The organism is Rhizobium sp. 57MFTsu3.2, assembly GCF_012932765.1.
In the GTDB taxonomy this organism is placed as follows: domain Bacteria; phylum Pseudomonadota; class Alphaproteobacteria; order Rhizobiales; family Rhizobiaceae; genus Rhizobium; species Rhizobium altiplani.
The window spans coordinates 35,079-51,849 of sequence record NZ_JDWI01000034.1 but is presented as its reverse complement, the minus strand read 5'-3'; the positions used below and the strand labels follow the sequence as shown (position 1 = coordinate 51,849).

Genomic DNA, 16,771 nt, shown 5'->3' with positions numbered 1-16,771 from the left:
TGCGCCTGATCTGCGTCAATTTCTGAAAAATCCGCTTCCCAACTGGCACGATAACTGCATCATGACGGAAAGCAGGTCTGAGCCTGCCATTAACGGGAGAAGCGGAGAGTCATTTTCTCATGAAAAAGATCGAAGCGATCATCAAGCCCTTCAAGCTCGACGAAGTGAAGGAAGCCCTTCAGGAAGTTGGCCTGCAGGGTATTACAGTTACGGAAGCGAAGGGCTTCGGTCGCCAGAAAGGCCATACGGAACTCTACCGGGGCGCGGAGTATGTCGTCGATTTCCTGCCGAAGGTGAAGGTGGAGGTTGTCCTCGCGGACGAAAACGCGGAGGCCGTCATTGACGCGATCCGCAAGGCCGCCCAGACCGGCCGCATCGGCGACGGCAAGATTTTCGTCTCCAACGTCGAAGAGGTTATCCGCATCCGTACCGGTGAAACCGGCATCGATGCCATCTAATCTTTATCGCCTTCGGGCGAACCAAAGTATCGTCATCTCAAATAAAGGAACTATTTAATGGCGACCGCAAGCGAAATTCTTAAGCAAATCAAGGAAAACGACGTCAAGTTCGTAGACCTTCGCTTCACCGACCCGAAGGGCAAGCTGCAGCACCTCACGATGGATGTGGTCTGTGTCGACGAGGACATGTTCGCTGACGGCGTCATGTTCGACGGCTCTTCGATCGTCGGTTGGAAGGCCATTAACGAATCCGACATGGTGTTGATGCCAGACCCCGAAACGGTTCACATGGACCCGTTCTTCGCGCAGTCCACCATGGTCATTCTGTGCGATATTCTCGATCCGGTCTCCGGCGAAGCCTACAATCGCGATCCGCGCGGCACCGCCAAGAAGGCTGAAGCCTACCTCAAGGCATCCGGCATCGGCGACACGGTCTTCGTTGGTCCAGAAGCTGAATTCTTCGTCTTCGACGACGTCCGCTACAAGGCAGATCCCTACAACACCGGCTTCAAGCTCGATTCCACGGAACTGCCGTCCAACGACGACACCGAATATGAAACCGGCAACCTCGGCCACCGTCCGCGTGTCAAGGGCGGCTATTTTCCGGTTCCGCCGATCGACAGCTGCCAGGACATGCGTTCGGAAATGCTGACGGTTCTGTCGGAAATGGGCGTGGTCGTCGAAAAGCACCACCACGAAGTGGCGGCTGCCCAGCACGAGCTCGGCATCAAGTTCGACACGCTCGTCCGCAACGCCGACAAGATGCAGATCTACAAGTACGTCGTGCACCAGGTCGCCAACGCTTACGGCAAGACGGCAACCTTCATGCCGAAGCCGATCTTCGGCGACAACGGCTCGGGCATGCACGTGCACCAGTCGATCTGGAAGGGCGGCAAGCCGACCTTCGCCGGCGACGAATACGCAGGCCTGTCCGAAAGCTGCCTCTACTACATCGGCGGCATCATCAAGCACGCAAAGGCGCTGAACGCCTTCACCAACCCGTCGACGAACTCCTACAAGCGTCTCGTTCCGGGCTATGAAGCTCCGGTCCTGCTCGCCTACTCGGCCCGCAACCGTTCGGCATCGTGCCGCATTCCGTTCGGCACTAACCCGAAGGCCAAGCGCGTCGAAGTCCGCTTCCCCGATCCGATGGCAAACCCATACCTCGCTTTTGCCGCCATGCTGATGGCCGGTCTCGATGGCATCAAGAACAAGATCCATCCTGGCAAGGCCATGGACAAGGACCTTTATGACCTGCCGCCGAAGGAACTGAAGAAGATCCCGACGGTCTGCGGCTCGCTGCGCGAAGCGCTGGAAAGCCTCGACAAGGACCGCAAGTTCCTAACCGCCGGCGGTGTATTCGACGACGACCAGATCGATAGCTTCATCGAGGTGAAGATGGCGGAAGTCATGCGCTTCGACATGACGCCGCATCCGGTCGAATACGACATGTACTATTCCTCCTAAGAAGAGAGAAAGCCCCGGTTCGCCGGGGCTTTCGCCTGACCGGATGTCACAGTTATTTGATAGCGGATGTGACACTCATGTGACGAGATCCCGCAAAAATCTTGATTTGAGCGGGGCCAATCACCAAATCAGGTGATGAAAGGAAGTCGTACCATGAAAGAAAGAGTAGCAAAGTTCAGTATCGGTGAAGTGGTTCGGCACAAGGTATTTCCGTTTCGCGGCGTGATCTTCGATGTCGATCCGGAATTCGCGAATACGGAAGAATGGTGGAACTCCATTCCCGCCGAAGTGCGCCCCAGCAAGGATCAACCCTTCTACCATCTGCTGGCCGAGAATGATGAAAACGAATACGTTGCCTACGTATCCGAGCAGAACCTGATCAACGATGAAAGCGGTGTACCGCTCCGTAACGAACAGGTCTATCAGATTTTCGATATGGCACCGACGGGGCAGTTCAAACCCAAGATGAACTTGGCCCACTAACGTCCGCTAATATCATTCAAAACCCCGCTCCTCCCGCGGGGTTTTTCTTTGCTTGGGTCGTGTAACAGAAAACCCGGCGCAAGGCCGGGTTCTTTGCGAATCCGATGGCTCTGAATTACTGAGCCTTGGCAGCCTTCTGGGCCTCTTCAAGCTTCTTGCGGGCTTCGTCAGCCTTCTTCTGCATGCTGTCCTGCAGGCTCTTCTGGCTCTCAGCAAGCTTGGAAGCGGAAACCGGTTCGCCATCAAAGGCGCCGGTGAAGCCTTCGAGCGAGATCTTGATCGGGTTCGGCGCGCGGCGGAAGTTGATCGAGGTGAGAACCAGATCGGTGCCCTTCTTCAGGCTGGCGACCATGGCGTCAGTCAGCGGGATCTGGGCGACACAACGGTCGGGCATGCACATCAGGTAGTCGATCTTCTGGGCCTTGCCGCCGTCGATCTGCATCGCGACACCTGGCGGGATCAGACGAGCCGGCGGAACCGAAACCTGAAGGCTCTTGTTGTTGATCTTGCCGGAAACGCTGATGAGGCCAACGCCCGTGACGAGCTGGCCGCCGCCTGCGAGAACAACGTTCTGAACGACGCAGACATCATTGTCTTCCTGCTTGCTACAGGTCTTGTACCAGCCGAGACGCGGGGCGCCGGCAGCAGTAGCCGGGTCGGCGGAGGCCGCTGCATCCTGCGCGAAGGACGATACGGGAGCTGCTGCAGCACCGAGCATCACTGCCAGAACGGACAGGGCTGCCCGCGTTTTGTTTTCAGCCTTGAACATCATAACGAATTCCGTCTCCTGAAATCCCTTAGGGACGACAACGTGCCATCCTCACCAACAGGGTTGTTCGCAATTCACCTCTTAGAACAATGAGGCAAATGCATGACCCCCCAACTTCGGGTTCCCCTGTTACATTGCGTCGGGCCAGATATCCAGTATTTCTTTGACCTTTTCGGGGTCATCCGAAAGAATTCGGCGCGGATGGTGAACTGCGGTGGCTGCATGATAGTCTTGCGCCGAATCGTGCCGTTCCCTGAAAGGACCTCAACGATGCTTCGGATCGTTCTTCCCGTCATTTTTACACTCGTTGGCAGCGCGGCTCTCGCTGAGCCGGTGCATGGCATCGCGATGCATGGCGTGCCGGCCCTGCCCGCCGATTTCAAGCACCTTCCTTACGTCAATCCCGATGTGAAAAAGGGTGGGAAGATCAGTTATGGCGTCGTCGGGACCTTCGACAGCCTCAATCCCTTTATCTTGAAAAGCATGCGCACGACGGCGCGCGGCATGTGGGATCCGGAGTACGGAAATCTCGTTTTCGAGACGCTGATGCTGCGCTCGCGCGATGAACCCTTCGCCCTCTACGGCCTGCTGGCAGAGTCCGTCGAATGGGACGAAGACCGGACGTTTATCCAGTTCAATCTCAATCCAGCCGCCAAATGGTCGGACGGGCAGCCGGTAACCCCCGATGATGTGATTTTCACTCTCAATCTGCTCAAGGAAAAGGGGCGCGTTCCCTTCAGCACGCGATTGAATGCGGTCGAGAAGATGGAGAAGGTGGGCGACCACAGCGTTCGTTTCACCTTCAACGACAAGGCTGATCGCGAATTCCCGATGATTTTGGCCGGCTCCACGCCGATCCTGCCGAAACATGCCATCGATCCAGAGACATTCGATCGTTCGACGCTCACACCTCCCGTGGGATCTGGTCCTTACAAGATCAAGTCTTTGAAGCCCGGCGAGAGCATCACCTTCGAACGCGATCCCAATTACTGGGGCAAGGACATTCCGGCCAAGGTTGGGCTCGACAACTACGATCAGATAACGGTGCAGTATTTCCTGCAGGACACCACCCTGTTCGAGTCTTTCAAGAAGGGTGACATCGATATCTATCCGGACGGAAGTCCCGGCCATTGGGCAAGTGCTTACAATTTCCCGGCAGTGACCTCAGGCAACGTCGTCAAGGATACGTTCGAACCCAAGCTGCCGAGCGGCATGTTCGGCTTCGTCTTCAACACCCGGCGGCCGGTCTTTGCCAACGCGAAGCTTCGCGAGGGGCTGTCGCTGGTCTTCGATTTCGAATGGGCGAACAAGAACCTCTTCTCGAACGCTTATATCCGCACTGCGAGTTTCTGGCAGAACTCGGATCTGTCGAGTTTCGGGGTGCCGGCGGACGAACGCGAGCTGAAGCTTCTCGGCCCGATCAAGGATCGAATCGATCCAGCGATCCTGGATGGCACCTACAAGCTCCCAGTCACCGACGGATCGGGCCGCGATCGCAATGTCCTGAAGCAGGCAGCCGCGCTCCTCAAGGAAGCAGGGTATACGATCAAGAATGGCAAGATGAGCGACACCGACGGACGTCTGCTTGCTTTCGAGATCATGACGCAGAACACCGACCAGGAGAAGCTCGCAGTCTCCTATCAGCGTTCACTGCAACTGCTCGGCATTGTCGCGACCATCCGCACGGTGGACGATTCCCAATATCAGAGCCGCACGAGCAGCTTCGACTATGACGTGATCATCAAGTCCTATACGTCGTCCCTCTCGCCGGGCATCGAACAGCTCGGACGTTGGTCTTCCGCGGCCAAGGAGCGCGAAGGCACAGACAATTTCGCCGGAGTTTCCGACCCTGACATCGATACGCTGATCCAGCACATCCTTATGGCCCGGTCGGCTGAAGACTTTACCGCGGCGGTGCGTTCTCATGATCGGATGTTGCTGTCGGGGCACTATGTCCTGCCGCTTTACCATGTTGATCAGCAGTGGGTTGCGCGCAGCAAGCGCATCGCTCATCCGGACTCCGTGCCGCTCTATGGCTACCAGTTGCCGGCATGGTGGGATCAGAGCGTCCAATAGCAGGTTCCTTTTTTCTGCCTGGTTGAAGTCGCCCGCCGCAGGGACTAGATGGCGGGAAGGTTTCGATTTGAGAAAGAAGGAAAAGCCCATGGAACGCATTACCATCGACGTTGTCTCCGACGTCGTCTGCCCGTGGTGCTATCTCGGTAAGGCCCGGCTCGAGCTTGCGATCGCTGAAGTTCAGGACGAGGTCGGCGTGGATATCAACTGGCGCCCCTACCGCCTCAACCCCGATTATCCGCCTGATGGCGTCGACCAGAAGAAGGCGCTGGAGGAGAAGCTTGGCGGTGCCGAGCGCGTTGCCCAAGGACACAAGATGCTGACTGAGCTTGGTCGTGAAGTCGGCATCAAGTTCGATTTTGACGCGATCAAGATCGGCCCGAATACGCTGGATGCGCATCGCCTGATCCATTGGGCAATGGTTGAGGACCGCGACAAGGCGGACAAGGTCGTCAACGGCCTGTTCAAGGCGAACTTCGAGGAAGGCCGCAATGTCGGCGATCATGCCGTGCTGCTCGACGTTGCCGAGAAGGCAGGCCTTGACCGCACGGTCACTGCGTCGCTGCTCGCCTCCGATGCCGATAAGGTCCTGGTGGTCGAAGAGATCGAGGCGGCGCAGAAGATGGGCGTGAACGGTGTGCCGTTCTTTATCTTCGATCAGCAATACGCCGTCAGCGGCGCTCAGACGCCGGACGTTCTGGCAGGCGCGCTTCGCGACATCGCCAAGGCGAAGGCGGAAGCGCGCGCCGGCATGAACTGAGCCCTTACCCCTTCGCCATTTCCGCAAGCTGCGTCATGATAACGGCTGCGCCCTGCAGCCGCTTTTCCGGCGTCGGCAGATCGCGTGTGAGGAAGACGCTCTGGTCCGGCCGAATCTTTGCCATGGTCCCCTGCTTGGCGATGTAGCCAACCAGGTTCGCTGGATGCGGAAACTCCTTATTGCGGAACTGGATGACCACCCCCTTGGGACCTGCATCCAGCTTCTCCACGTTGGCGACCCGGCAGAGCGATTTCACATACACGATCTTTAGAAGGTGCTGGACCTCGATCGGCATGGGGCCGAAGCGATCGATCATTTCTGCGCCGAAGGCATCGATTTCCTTCAGTTCCGTGATCTCGCCGAGGCGGCGATAGAGTGCCATGCGCAGATGCAGGTCCGGCACGTAACCGTCGGGGATCATCACCGACGTGCCCACAGAGATCTGCGGCGACCAGCCGGTATCCTGGATTTCGTCGACGCCCTTCACCTCGGCCACCGCCTCTTCCAGCATCTGCTGGTAGAGCTCGAAGCCGACCTCCTTAATGTGGCCGGACTGCTCTTCGCCGAGCAGGTTTCCTGCGCCGCGGATGTCGAGATCGTGGCTGGCCAACTGGAAGCCGGCGCCGAGCGTGTCGAGCGACTGCAGCACCTTGAGGCGCCGTTCCGCCGTCGCCGTCAGCACCTTGTTGACCGGCAGCGTGAAGAGCGCAAAGGCGCGCACCTTCGAACGTCCGACGCGACCACGCAGCTGGTAGAGCTGCGCCAGGCCGAACATGTCGGCGCGGTGCACGATCAGCGTATTGGCCGTTGGCACGTCGAGTCCCGATTCCACGATCGTCGTCGACAACAGCACGTCATAGCGGCCCTCGTAGAAGGCGTTCATGATGTCCTCAAGCTCGCCGGCGGGCATCTGGCCGTGCGCGACCGCAACCTTCAGCTCCGGTACATCCGACCGCAGGAAGGCATGCACATCCTCCAGATCGGCAAGCCGCGGGCAGACATAGAAGCTTTGGCCACCGCGATAGTGCTCGCGCATCAGCGTTTCGCGGATGACAAGCGAATCGAAGGGCGAAATGAAGGTGCGAACCGCCATGCGGTCGACCGGCGGCGTCGTGATCAGCGACAGCTCGCGCACCCCAGTCATCGCGAGCTGCAGCGTGCGCGGGATCGGTGTCGCCGAGAGCGTCAGCACATGGACATCGCTTTTCAGCTCCTTCAAGCGTTCCTTGTGCTTGACGCCGAAATGCTGCTCTTCGTCGATGATCAGCAGCCCGAGATTGGCAAACTTGATCCCGGCACCAAGAAGCGCATGGGTGCCGACGACGATATCCGTCTTGCCCTCTGCTACTTCCTTCTTCGTTAACGCCAATTCCTTCGACCCGACGAGGCGTGAGGCTTGCTGGATGCGAACCGGCAGGCCGCGGAACCGCTCGGCGAAGGTCTTGAAGTGCTGGCGCGCTAGCAGTGTGGTCGGCACGACGACGGCAACCTGTATGCCGTTCATCGCCGCAACGAAGGCAGCACGAAGCGCCACCTCAGTCTTGCCGAAACCGACGTCGCCGCAAACGAGGCGATCCATCGGCCGACCGGCTCCAAGGTCGGAGCGCACAGCCTCGATGGCATTATCCTGATCCTCCGTCTCGTCGTAAGGGAAGCGCGCGGCAAACTCGTCGTAAAGCCCTTCCGGCGTCGTTAGCACGGGCGCATGCCGCGTCAGTCGCTCAGCTGCGATACGGATCAGCGCATCCGCCATATCGAGCAGCCGCTTCTTGAGCTTGGCCTTGCGCATCTGCCATGCGCCGCCGCCGAGCTTGTCGAGTTGCGCTTCCGTCCCCTCTCCGCCATAGCGCGACAGAAGGTCGATGTTCTCGACCGGCAGGAACAGCTTCGCGTCGTCTGCGTATTGCAGTTCGAGGCAGGCATGCGGTGCGCCCGCCGCTTCGATCGTTCTCAGGCCGACAAACCGACCGATACCGTGCTGTGCGTGGACGACGACCGAACCTTCGTCGAGCCCGGCAACTTCGGAGATGAAATCGGCGGCGCGCTTGCGTCGCTTCGAACGCCGCACCATGCGGTCGCCGAGAATGTCCTGTTCGCCGATGACGACGAGATTGCCGACTTCAAATCCGGATTCGAGGCTGAGCACGCCGGCAGCCGCCTCGCCTTTGGCAAGGCCATCCATCTCCTTCAGCGCGCCGACCGGCTTCACGCGCTCGAGCCCGTGTTCGCTCAGCACCTGCAGCAGACGCTCCAGCGAACCTTCCGACCAGGCGGAAATCAGGACCTTCGCGCCAGCCGAGCGCTTGTCGGCAATATGCTTCACGACAGCGTCGAACACATTGATCCGCTCGGCATTGCCGCCACCCTCGGCATTCGAGCGTGCCCAGCGCTCGCCTTGCCGCGCGTCGAGATTGATCACACGCCGCGCCTCTCCCTCATGCTCGTTAAAGGGCGAGATTCGCATCGCGTTGAACGCGTCGAGCGTGCTGGCGAACGTCTTTCCGTCCAGGTAGAGTTGGCTGGGCGTCACGGGCTTGTAGGGTGTCCCTTGCGCCATCTGTCCCTTGCTGGGCTGCCCGGAACTGAGGCGGGCGTCATAGTAGTCGAAGACGAGCTTGGACCGTTCCTCGGCGGCCTGGCGCACAGTATGATCGGTGACCATCCGGAAGTCTTTGAGATAGTCGAATACCGTCTCCAGCTTCTCGTAGAAAAGCGGCAGCCAATGCTCCATGCCTGGGTAGCGTCGGCCCTCCGATATGGCGAGATAAAGCGCATCGTCGCGTGTCGCCGCGCCGAAGGAAGAGAGGTAATTCTTCCGGAAACGGCTGATCGTATCGGGCGTCAGTGTGACCTCGCTCATCGGGTTGAGGTCGAGGGAGCGCACCTGCCCTGTGGTGCGCTGACTTGCCGGGTCAAAGCTTCGGATGCTTTCCAGCGTGTCGCCGAAGAAATCGAGGCGAACAGGCTCCTCGGAGCCCGGCACGAAGACGTCGAGAATACCGCCGCGCACCGCATATTCGCCGACCTCGCGAACCGTTGCGACGCGGTCGAAGCCGTTGCGTTCAAGGCGCCCGGCAACATCGTCCATGCGCACCGTATTTCCGGGGCGAGCTGAGAAGGCAAGGCTTTCGATAATCTCTTGTGGGGCGACTTTCTGCAGCATTGCATTGACTGTCACCAGCACGATCGCGGCATGTGGCTTCTTGTGATGCGCGATCAGGCCGCCCAGCGCCGCGAGACGGCGTGCCGACGTATCGGCGCTCGGGGAAACGCGGTCGTAAGGAAGACAGTCCCAGGCCGGCAAGGTCAGAACCGGGATCTCCGGCACAACGAAGCCCAGCATCTGCTCAAGGTCCACCATCCGCTGGCCGTCGGAAAGCACGTAAGCGACCGGCTCTCCGGCGCGCGCCAGGTCGGCCAGCAACAAAGCTTCCATACCTGTCGGCACATTGCCGATTGTCAGCGGCTCGGCGACGGCTGACAGCTTCCTTACGTCAAAACCTGAGGTCATTAGGCATTCCTGGGCAGGGCGTCGGCTGGATATTCGAAATCGGGCTTGTAAGCGGCAAGGCGCGCAAACATCGGCGTCTGGAAACGCTCAGGCACCGGCCATGTTCCCATGATCCAGCGCACGAGATCGTTGTCCTCTTCGGCCATGATGGTTTCGAACTCGTCGAGTTCGGTCTCGGACAGGGTGGCGATCTCCTTCTCGGCGAACTGCCCGAAGACCAGATCCATTTCGCGGATGCCGCGATGCCAGCAGCGAAAGAGGATTCGGCGGCGGCGCGGATCAAGATCGGCGCTCGAGAGTGACACACCCGTCATGGCTTTACCTTCCTGTTGATGCGCCTCTATAGACCCTCGAAAGCAGCTTGTCAGCCTTGCCAAGGCCGCATTGTTCATCGCATTTTGCGGCAATGCGCCCAGCCATTCTCGATCCGCTGTTTTCGCCCGTTTCCGCCCTGCCCGGCGTCGGCCCAAAGATCGCCGAATTGCTGGTGAAGCTGCTTGGGCGCGAGACGCCCGAAGATACGCGCGTCGTCGATCTGCTGTTTCATGCGCCGCACTCGCTGATCGACCGTCGAAACCAACCGGGTATCGCCCGCGCCCCGCAAGGTGCAATCGTCACCGTCACGGCGCGGGTCGATCGTCACCAGGCGCCGCCGCGCGGCAAGAGCAACATTCCGTATCGCGTCACGCTGCACGACGAAACCGGCGAACTGACCCTTGTCTTCTTTCGCGGCCAGGCGGCTTGGCTGGAAAAGCAGCTGCCGTTGGACGAGGAGGTAACCGTCAGCGGCAAGATCGACTGGTTCAACGGTCGCGCGTCGATGGTCCATCCCGACTACATTGTGAAGGCCAGCGAAGCTGAGAACCTGCCCCTCGTCGAGCCGATCTATCCGCTCACAGCTGGTCTTTCGCCGAAGACATTGCGCAAGATCATCGAAGCGGCGCTGCCGCGCGCGCCGGAAATGCCGGAATGGATCGACTTCGCTCTTGCGCAGAAGCAGGGTCTGCCCTCGATATCAGACGCTTTCCATGGACTACACGAACCGCGCGATCCCTCGGATATCGATGCACAAGCCCCTGCCCGCCGCCGGCTTGCCTATGACGAGTTTCTCGCGGGCCAACTATCGCTGAGCCTCGTTCGCCAACGATTGCGCAAGGTTGCCGGCCAGCCCGTACACGCCACCGGTCAAGTCAGCAGGCAGATCCTGCAGGCTCTGCCGTTTTCGCCGACGAACAGCCAGAATGCGGCGGTCGCCGACATCCTGAAGGATATGGCCGGCGAGGACCGCATGCTCCGCCTTCTTCAAGGCGACGTTGGCTCCGGTAAGACCCTGGTTGCCCTCATGTCGATGGCAGCCGTGATTGAAAGTGGCGGTCAGGCCGTCCTCATGGCGCCGACGGAAATTCTAGCCCGCCAGCACCATGCGACGATCTCCAAATTTGCCGCTTCCGCAGGCCTCGGAATCGAGGTTCTTACCGGCCGCACCAAGGGCCGCGAACGTGAAGATATTCTCGAGAGGATCGCATCCGGAGAGGCGCAGATCGTCATCGGCACCCACGCCCTCTTCCAGGACAGCGTCAACTACCGCAACCTCATGTTGGCTGTCGTCGACGAGCAGCACCGCTTCGGCGTCCACCAGCGCCTGCGGCTGACTGCGAAGGGCATCACACCTCATATGCTCGTCATGACCGCGACGCCGATACCGCGCACACTGGTGTTGGCTGCCTTCGGCGACATGGACGTCTCCAAGCTGACGGAGAAGCCGGCCGGACGGAAGCCGATCCAGACGATCACAGTGCCGACCGAACGTATCGGCGAGATCGTCGGGCGCCTTAAGAGCGCCTTGGCGGAGGGCAAGAAAGCTTATTGGATATGCCCGCTTGTAGAGGAGTCCGAGGAGAGCGACCTGATGTCGGTCGAGGAGCGTCATGCAACGCTCGTTTCGTCGCTCGGCGGCGCCATCGGCCTGATCCACGGCCGCATGAGCGGCCCGGAGAAGGATGCCGTAATGATGGCGTTCAAGAACAGCGAAATCCGCCTCCTAGTCGCAACAACAGTGGTGGAAGTCGGCGTCGATGTTCCCGATGCGACGATCATGGTGATCGAGCATGCCGAGCGCTTCGGCTTGGCGCAGCTTCACCAGCTTCGCGGACGCGTAGGGCGCGGTGACGAGGCTTCGACCTGCATCCTGCTCTACAAGGGGCCACTGGGCGAAACTGGTCATGCGCGCCTGTCGATCATGCGTGAAACGGAAGACGGTTTTCGCATCGCTGAGGAAGACCTGAAACTGCGCGGCGAAGGCGAATTGCTCGGCACGCGCCAGTCGGGAACCCCAGGCTTTCGCATCGCGAGCCTCGAGGCACATGCCGACCTGCTGGAAATCGCCCGCCGCGATGCGGCCTACCTGATCGAGCGCGACCCCGATCTCACCAGCGAGCGTGGCAAGGCAGTACGCTCCCTGCTCTACCTTTTCCGCCGCGACGAGGCGATCCGCTTCCTGCATGCAGGGTGAGCCGAGCCCGGCCCACAGCGCGCCGAAGCCGTCTTACAGCGTCCGGAACATCACGAGAGCGTCAACGTAGCCTTTTGTCGGGTGCTCGAAGGCGCCGGGCAAGCGGCCGACCGTCTCAAAGCCCAATGTTTCCCAGAGACGAACGGCGCGTTCGTTGGCGCTGACGACGAAGTTGAACTGCATCGCCCGGAAACCACGCTCGCGGGCGCGGACGAGCGAGTGCTCGTGCATCTGTCGCGCCACGCCCTTGCCTGCCGCGGCAGCAGCGGTCATGTAGCCACAATTGCAGACATGTGCACCACCGCCCGCCTGGTTGGCGCGGAGGTAATAAGTACCGAGGATCTCGCCACTTTCGTCTTCGGCGACGAAGGTCTCTTTGTCCGGCCCCAGCCAGTAAGTGAGGGCATCGGTCTGGCTCATGTCGCGATCGAGCGTGTAGGTCTCCCCCGCGCGGATCGTCGGCTCGATGATGGTCCATATGGTGGAACGGTCTTCCGCGGTGGCTGGTCTGATCAGCATTGCGTATGTCATCCTTCAACCGCCATCGCATGGCAACATGGCGGAACCAACAGACGTGATCTCGCGTACGGGCCAAGCAGGAGCGGAAGTTACATTTCGATCGGCGCCGGCAGCGGCTTGCGTGTCCGCTCCTGTTTTTTCATGCGCCCGGCAAGCTCTTCGGGCGTGACGAGACCACCGGAGATCAGGAGCTTCGCCGCGTCCTCCGGTGACATGTCGAGCGGCACAATCTTTTCGCGCGGCGTGAAGATCAGAAATCCGGCCGTCGGCACCGGGGTCGGCGGCAGGAACACGCAGACCATGTCCTGACCCATCGCCTTGAACTTTGTCGCGATCTCGCCTTTGGCATCCGTCGAAATGAAAACGAGCGCCCAGAGGCCGGGGCTGGGATATTCGATGAGGCCGACCTTCTTGAAGGAGTTCGTCTTGTCCTTCAGCACCGTCTCGAAAATCTGCTTCACGCTCTGATAGATGCTCCGCACCAGCGGCACGCGGCGAACAAGCGATTCGCTGAACTGAACGATGCTCTGGCCGATGAGGTTCTTGCCGAGGAATCCGATAAGCGTGATCGCGACGAGTGCTATCAGCAGGCCGGACCCTGGCACCGCAAAGTTAAGGTAGTTATCCGGGTCATAGCGCGCCGGTAGGTAGGGTTTGACCCAGCTATCCGCCCACCGCACGACCGACCACGTCAGCCAAAGCGTAATCGCGACCGGCGCACAAATAATCAGCCCCGCCAGGAAGTCGTTCCTAAGGCGAGTGGCTATAGGCAATCGGGGCAGTTTTTCCTTCATCGCGTACTGATAACTCCGTTGAGCAGGCCGGCTATCAGAAATCAGCTCCCCCGTGCTTTCCTATCAGAAAGCTGCCAGAAACTACCAAGCCATACAAGCCTCCTGGAGGCGAACAAGCGGTCACTCCACCGTGACCGACTTCGCCAGATTGCGCGGCTGATCGACGTCCGTGCCCATGAAAACGGCCGTATGGTAGGCAAGCAGCTGGATCGGCAGGGAGAAGATCATCGGCGCGATGATCTCGTTGACATCGGGAAGCACGATCGTCGCCATAGTCGGCAACTTCGATGCCGCCGCGCCCGCCTCGTCGGTAATGAAGATGATGCGTCCGCCGCGTGCGGCAACTTCCTGCATGTTCGAGACAGTCTTGTCGAAGAAGCGGTCAAACGGCGCAATCACGATAACAGGCATGTTTTCGTCGATCAGCGCAATCGGTCCGTGCTTGAGTTCGCCTGCGGCGTAACCTTCAGCATGGATATAGGAGATTTCCTTGAGCTTAAGCGCCCCTTCCATCGCAAGCGGGAAGCTCGTGCCGCGACCGAGATAGAGGACATCCCGGCACTTCGAAAGTTCGCGCGACAGGCTCTCCATCTGCGGCTGGATGAGGTTCAGCACGCGGCTCATGATGCGCGGCATTTCGGCGAGATGGCGGACCAGCTCCCTTTCCTGCTCTGCGCCGATCGTTCCCCTCGCCTTGCCTGCGCCGAGTGCGAGCGCGGCAAGGACGGCCAACTGGCAGGTGAAGGCTTTGGTGGAGGCAACGCCGATCTCCGGGCCTGCCATGATCGGGAAGACTGCATCCGACTCACGGGCAATGGTCGATTCCTTGACGTTGACCACTGCGCCAATCTTCAGCCCGCTCTCCTTGCAGTAACGAAGCGACGCCAGCGTGTCCGCCGTCTCGCCTGACTGCGAGATGAAAAGCGCAGCCTGCGAAGGCGACAGAGGCATCTCGCGATAACGAAACTCGGAGGCGACGTCGATCTCGACGGGCAGACGGGCGTAACGCTCGAACCAGTATTTGCCTACAAGCCCCGCGAGATATGCGGTTCCGCACGCGGAGATCGCCAGGCCGGTGGTCGCCTTGAAATCGATCGCATTGATGCTGTCGCTGATCGTGTTGCTGGAAAAATCTACGTAGTGGCTGAGGGCATGCGAGATGACCTCGGGCTGCTCATAGATTTCCTTTTCCATGAAGTGGCGGTGATTGCCCTTGTCCACCACATAGGCGGTCGTCTGTGATATCTGACGGGGGCGCTTTACCTCGTTACCTGCGAAGTCGAGGATTGTCGCGCCGTTTCGCGTAAGCACGGCCCAATCGCCATCGACGAGATAGGTGATCTCGTTGGTGAAGGGGGAAAGCGCAATCGCATCCGAGCCGAGGAACATTTCGCCGGAGCCATAACCCACGGCAAGCGGCGGGCCGGACCGTGCCGCCATGAGCGTGCCCGGATCGCTTTGGAGCATGATCGCAAGAGCATATGCGCCTGTTACCCGGTTCAGCATCTTTAGCATCGCGGCGCGCGGCTCGAGGCCGTCACGGAGATACTTCGCAATAAGATGGGCGACGACTTCCGTGTCGGTCTGCGTCCCGAAGACGGCCCCTTCGGCGATCAGCTCTTCACGCAGTTCGGAGAAGTTCTCGATGATGCCGTTATGGACGACCGCGACGCCCTCGACGAAATGCGGGTGAGCGTTGGTCTCGTTGGGAATGCCATGCGTAGCCCAGCGCGTGTGCGCAATGCCGATCGTTCCCGGCAGAGGGTCACCGTCCAGGCGCTTCTCGAGATTGAAGAGTTTACCCTCGGCGCGACGACGAGCCATCTCGCCGTTATGTATCGTCGCAACGCCCGCAGAGTCATAGCCGCGGTACTCGAGCCGCTTCAGCGCATCCACGAGACGCCCCGCAACCGGGCTGCTGCCAACGATTCCAACAATACCGCACATAAACACCCCCAAAGCCTTCTGTTCAGAGGCCACTCGTAACGATTCCGTCTTTTTTCTCAATGGCCTCGGCGGTCACTTTCGGTTTCCACGCGTTACGCGGAAGCCTATGGTTTGGCCTTCTTTGCAGCCTTAATCGCGAATGCGCGTTCGCGGAGCACGGCAGCCCTGCCCGGCTTCAGCTCCTGGTGCGCCCGGCCAAGGGCCAGCGCATCGGCAGGAACATCCGCAGTGATGACACTGCCAGCGGCTATGTAGGCACCGTCGCCAATGCTGACGGGCGCCACAAGCGAGGAGTTTGATCCAATGAAGGTGTTCGCGCCGATCAGCGTCTGATGTTTGTTTACGCCATCATAGTTGCAGGTGATCGTGCCTGCACCGATATTCGCGCCAGCTCCGACCTTCGCGTCGCCGATGTAGGTCAGGTGATTGACCTTGGCGCCCTCACCGATCTTCCCATTCTTGACTTCGCAGAAGTTGCCGACCTTCGAGCCGTTGGCGAGGTCGGCGCCGGGCCGCAAGCGGGCGAAGGGACCAACGATTGCGCCGGCACTGACATGCGCGCCTTCGATATGTGAGAAGGCATGAATGATTGCGCCGCCGTCGATCGTCGCGCCGGGACCGAATACCACATTCGGCTCGATCAGCGCGTCCTGCCCGATGGTTGTATCGTAGGAAAGAAACACAGTCTCCGGCGCGATCATCGTCACGCCTGATATCATCATCTCGTCGCGTCGGCGTTCTTGCCAGAGCCGCTCAATCACGGCGAGCTCCGCGCGATTGTTGCAGCCAGTCATCTCAATTTCAGGAGCATCGACAGCCGTAACGCGGCCCCCAATGGAGTGAGCGATTTCCACCAAGTCGGTCAGATAGTATTCGCCCTTGGCATTGGCGTTGCCGATGCGAGACAGGAGCTCGAGCGCCTTACGGCCGTTGATCGCCATCAGGCCGCTGTTGCACCATTTCACGGCACGCTCGGCATCGGCGGCATCTCGTTCCTCACGGATGGCGATCAGTTCGCCGTCCTTGACGAGCAGCCGGCCGTAGCCGGTCGGCTTGTCGGTGTGGAAACCGATGACTACGACATCGCTGCCCTCGGCAAGGCCCTGACGTGCTGCCTTGAGTGGCCCTTCGGTCTGCAACGGCACATCGCCGTAGGTCACGATGATATCGTCATATCCGCGAGCAATAGCATCGTGCGCTGCCAACACCGCATGACCGGTGCCGAGCCGCTCCTTTTGCAGATAGGTCTCGATTTTGACACCTTCGACCTGGGCCGCCTTCGCCACTTCGTCGGCATCACGCCCAACGACCAGCGCGACCGATGAGATGTCGCTTTTTGCCACGGCATCCAAGACATGGGCGATCATCGGGCGGTTCGCGATTGGATGCAGCACTTTCGATTTCGACGACTTCATTCGCGTGCTGTCACCCGCAGCGAGAATGATGGCGAGGCAAGTGCGTTCCATGATGTGCTC

At 59.9% G+C, this 16,771-nt stretch carries 13 protein-coding genes; 6 read left to right on the top strand and 7 right to left on the bottom strand.

The genetic code is table 11. From position 1 onward, the window contains the following. The first annotated feature begins 119 nt into the window (after positions 1–119). The 3 genes from AF71_RS26710 (at position 120) to hspQ (ending at position 2,408) form a co-directional block, all read left to right on the top strand. A complete protein-coding gene (locus tag AF71_RS26710) occupies positions 120–458 on the top strand; it encodes a P-II family nitrogen regulator (RefSeq protein ID WP_003539626.1) in 339 nt (112 codons plus the stop codon). Positions 459–515: 57 nt separating this feature from the next. Continuing rightward, a complete protein-coding gene (glnA, locus tag AF71_RS26705; RefSeq protein WP_029792651.1) occupies positions 516–1,925 on the top strand; it encodes a type I glutamate--ammonia ligase in 1,410 nt (469 codons plus the stop codon). A 153-nt stretch (positions 1,926–2,078) separates the two neighbouring features. Continuing rightward, complete coding sequence (gene hspQ / locus AF71_RS26700; protein WP_025660985.1) at positions 2,079–2,408, top strand: heat shock protein HspQ; 330 nt, start codon at positions 2,079–2,081, stop codon at positions 2,406–2,408. 115 nt (positions 2,409–2,523) lie between these two features. Here the strand turns inward: hspQ and AF71_RS26695 are convergent, their stop codons facing one another. Continuing rightward, the gene (locus AF71_RS26695; protein ID WP_018855032.1) at positions 2,524–3,180 is read right to left on the bottom strand and encodes an invasion associated locus B family protein; all 657 of its coding nucleotides are present in this window, start codon (positions 3,178–3,180) and stop codon (positions 2,524–2,526) included. A 267-nt stretch (positions 3,181–3,447) separates the two neighbouring features. On the opposite strand from AF71_RS26695, the gene AF71_RS26690 reads away from it, so the two are divergent. Then, complete coding sequence (locus AF71_RS26690; protein ID WP_025660984.1) at positions 3,448–5,253, top strand: extracellular solute-binding protein; 1,806 nt, start codon at positions 3,448–3,450, stop codon at positions 5,251–5,253. A gap of 88 nt (positions 5,254–5,341) precedes the next feature. Continuing rightward, the gene (locus AF71_RS26685) at positions 5,342–6,013 is read left to right on the top strand and encodes a DsbA family oxidoreductase (RefSeq protein WP_018855030.1); all 672 of its coding nucleotides are present in this window, start codon (positions 5,342–5,344) and stop codon (positions 6,011–6,013) included. 4 nt (positions 6,014–6,017) lie between these two features. Here the strand turns inward: AF71_RS26685 and mfd are convergent, their stop codons facing one another. After that, positions 6,018–9,524 (bottom strand): transcription-repair coupling factor, encoded by a 3,507-nt coding sequence (gene mfd / locus AF71_RS26680; protein WP_025660982.1) that lies wholly within the window; start codon positions 9,522–9,524, stop codon positions 6,018–6,020. Continuing rightward, a complete protein-coding gene (locus tag AF71_RS26675) occupies positions 9,524–9,838 on the bottom strand; it encodes a succinate dehydrogenase assembly factor 2 (protein ID WP_018855028.1) in 315 nt (104 codons plus the stop codon). The genes mfd and AF71_RS26675 overlap by 1 nt, the downstream gene beginning before the upstream one ends. A 92-nt stretch (positions 9,839–9,930) precedes the next feature. Between AF71_RS26675 and recG the strand changes: the two genes are divergently transcribed. Continuing rightward, complete coding sequence (recG, locus tag AF71_RS26670) at positions 9,931–12,036, top strand: ATP-dependent DNA helicase RecG (RefSeq protein WP_113470411.1); 2,106 nt, start codon at positions 9,931–9,933, stop codon at positions 12,034–12,036. Between the two features lie 33 nt (positions 12,037–12,069). Here the strand turns inward: recG and AF71_RS26665 are convergent, their stop codons facing one another. From AF71_RS26665 to glmU, 4 genes are all read right to left on the bottom strand, one after another. Beyond that, the gene (locus AF71_RS26665; protein WP_169683839.1) at positions 12,070–12,555 is read right to left on the bottom strand and encodes a GNAT family N-acetyltransferase; all 486 of its coding nucleotides are present in this window, start codon (positions 12,553–12,555) and stop codon (positions 12,070–12,072) included. Positions 12,556–12,644: 89 nt separating this feature from the next. Continuing rightward, positions 12,645–13,349, bottom strand: coding sequence for a DUF502 domain-containing protein (locus AF71_RS26660; RefSeq protein WP_018855025.1), 705 nt, complete (start codon positions 13,347–13,349; stop codon positions 12,645–12,647). A gap of 120 nt (positions 13,350–13,469) precedes the next feature. After that, positions 13,470–15,296 carry a glutamine--fructose-6-phosphate transaminase (isomerizing) gene (gene glmS / locus AF71_RS26655; protein ID WP_169683838.1) on the bottom strand — a complete coding sequence of 609 codons (1,827 nt, stop codon included), beginning with the start codon at positions 15,294–15,296 and terminating at the stop codon, positions 13,470–13,472. A 104-nt stretch (positions 15,297–15,400) separates the two neighbouring features. Continuing rightward, positions 15,401–16,762 carry a bifunctional UDP-N-acetylglucosamine diphosphorylase/glucosamine-1-phosphate N-acetyltransferase GlmU gene (glmU, locus tag AF71_RS26650; protein ID WP_018855023.1) on the bottom strand — a complete coding sequence of 454 codons (1,362 nt, stop codon included), beginning with the start codon at positions 16,760–16,762 and terminating at the stop codon, positions 15,401–15,403. Positions 16,763–16,771: the final 9 nt, after the last annotated feature.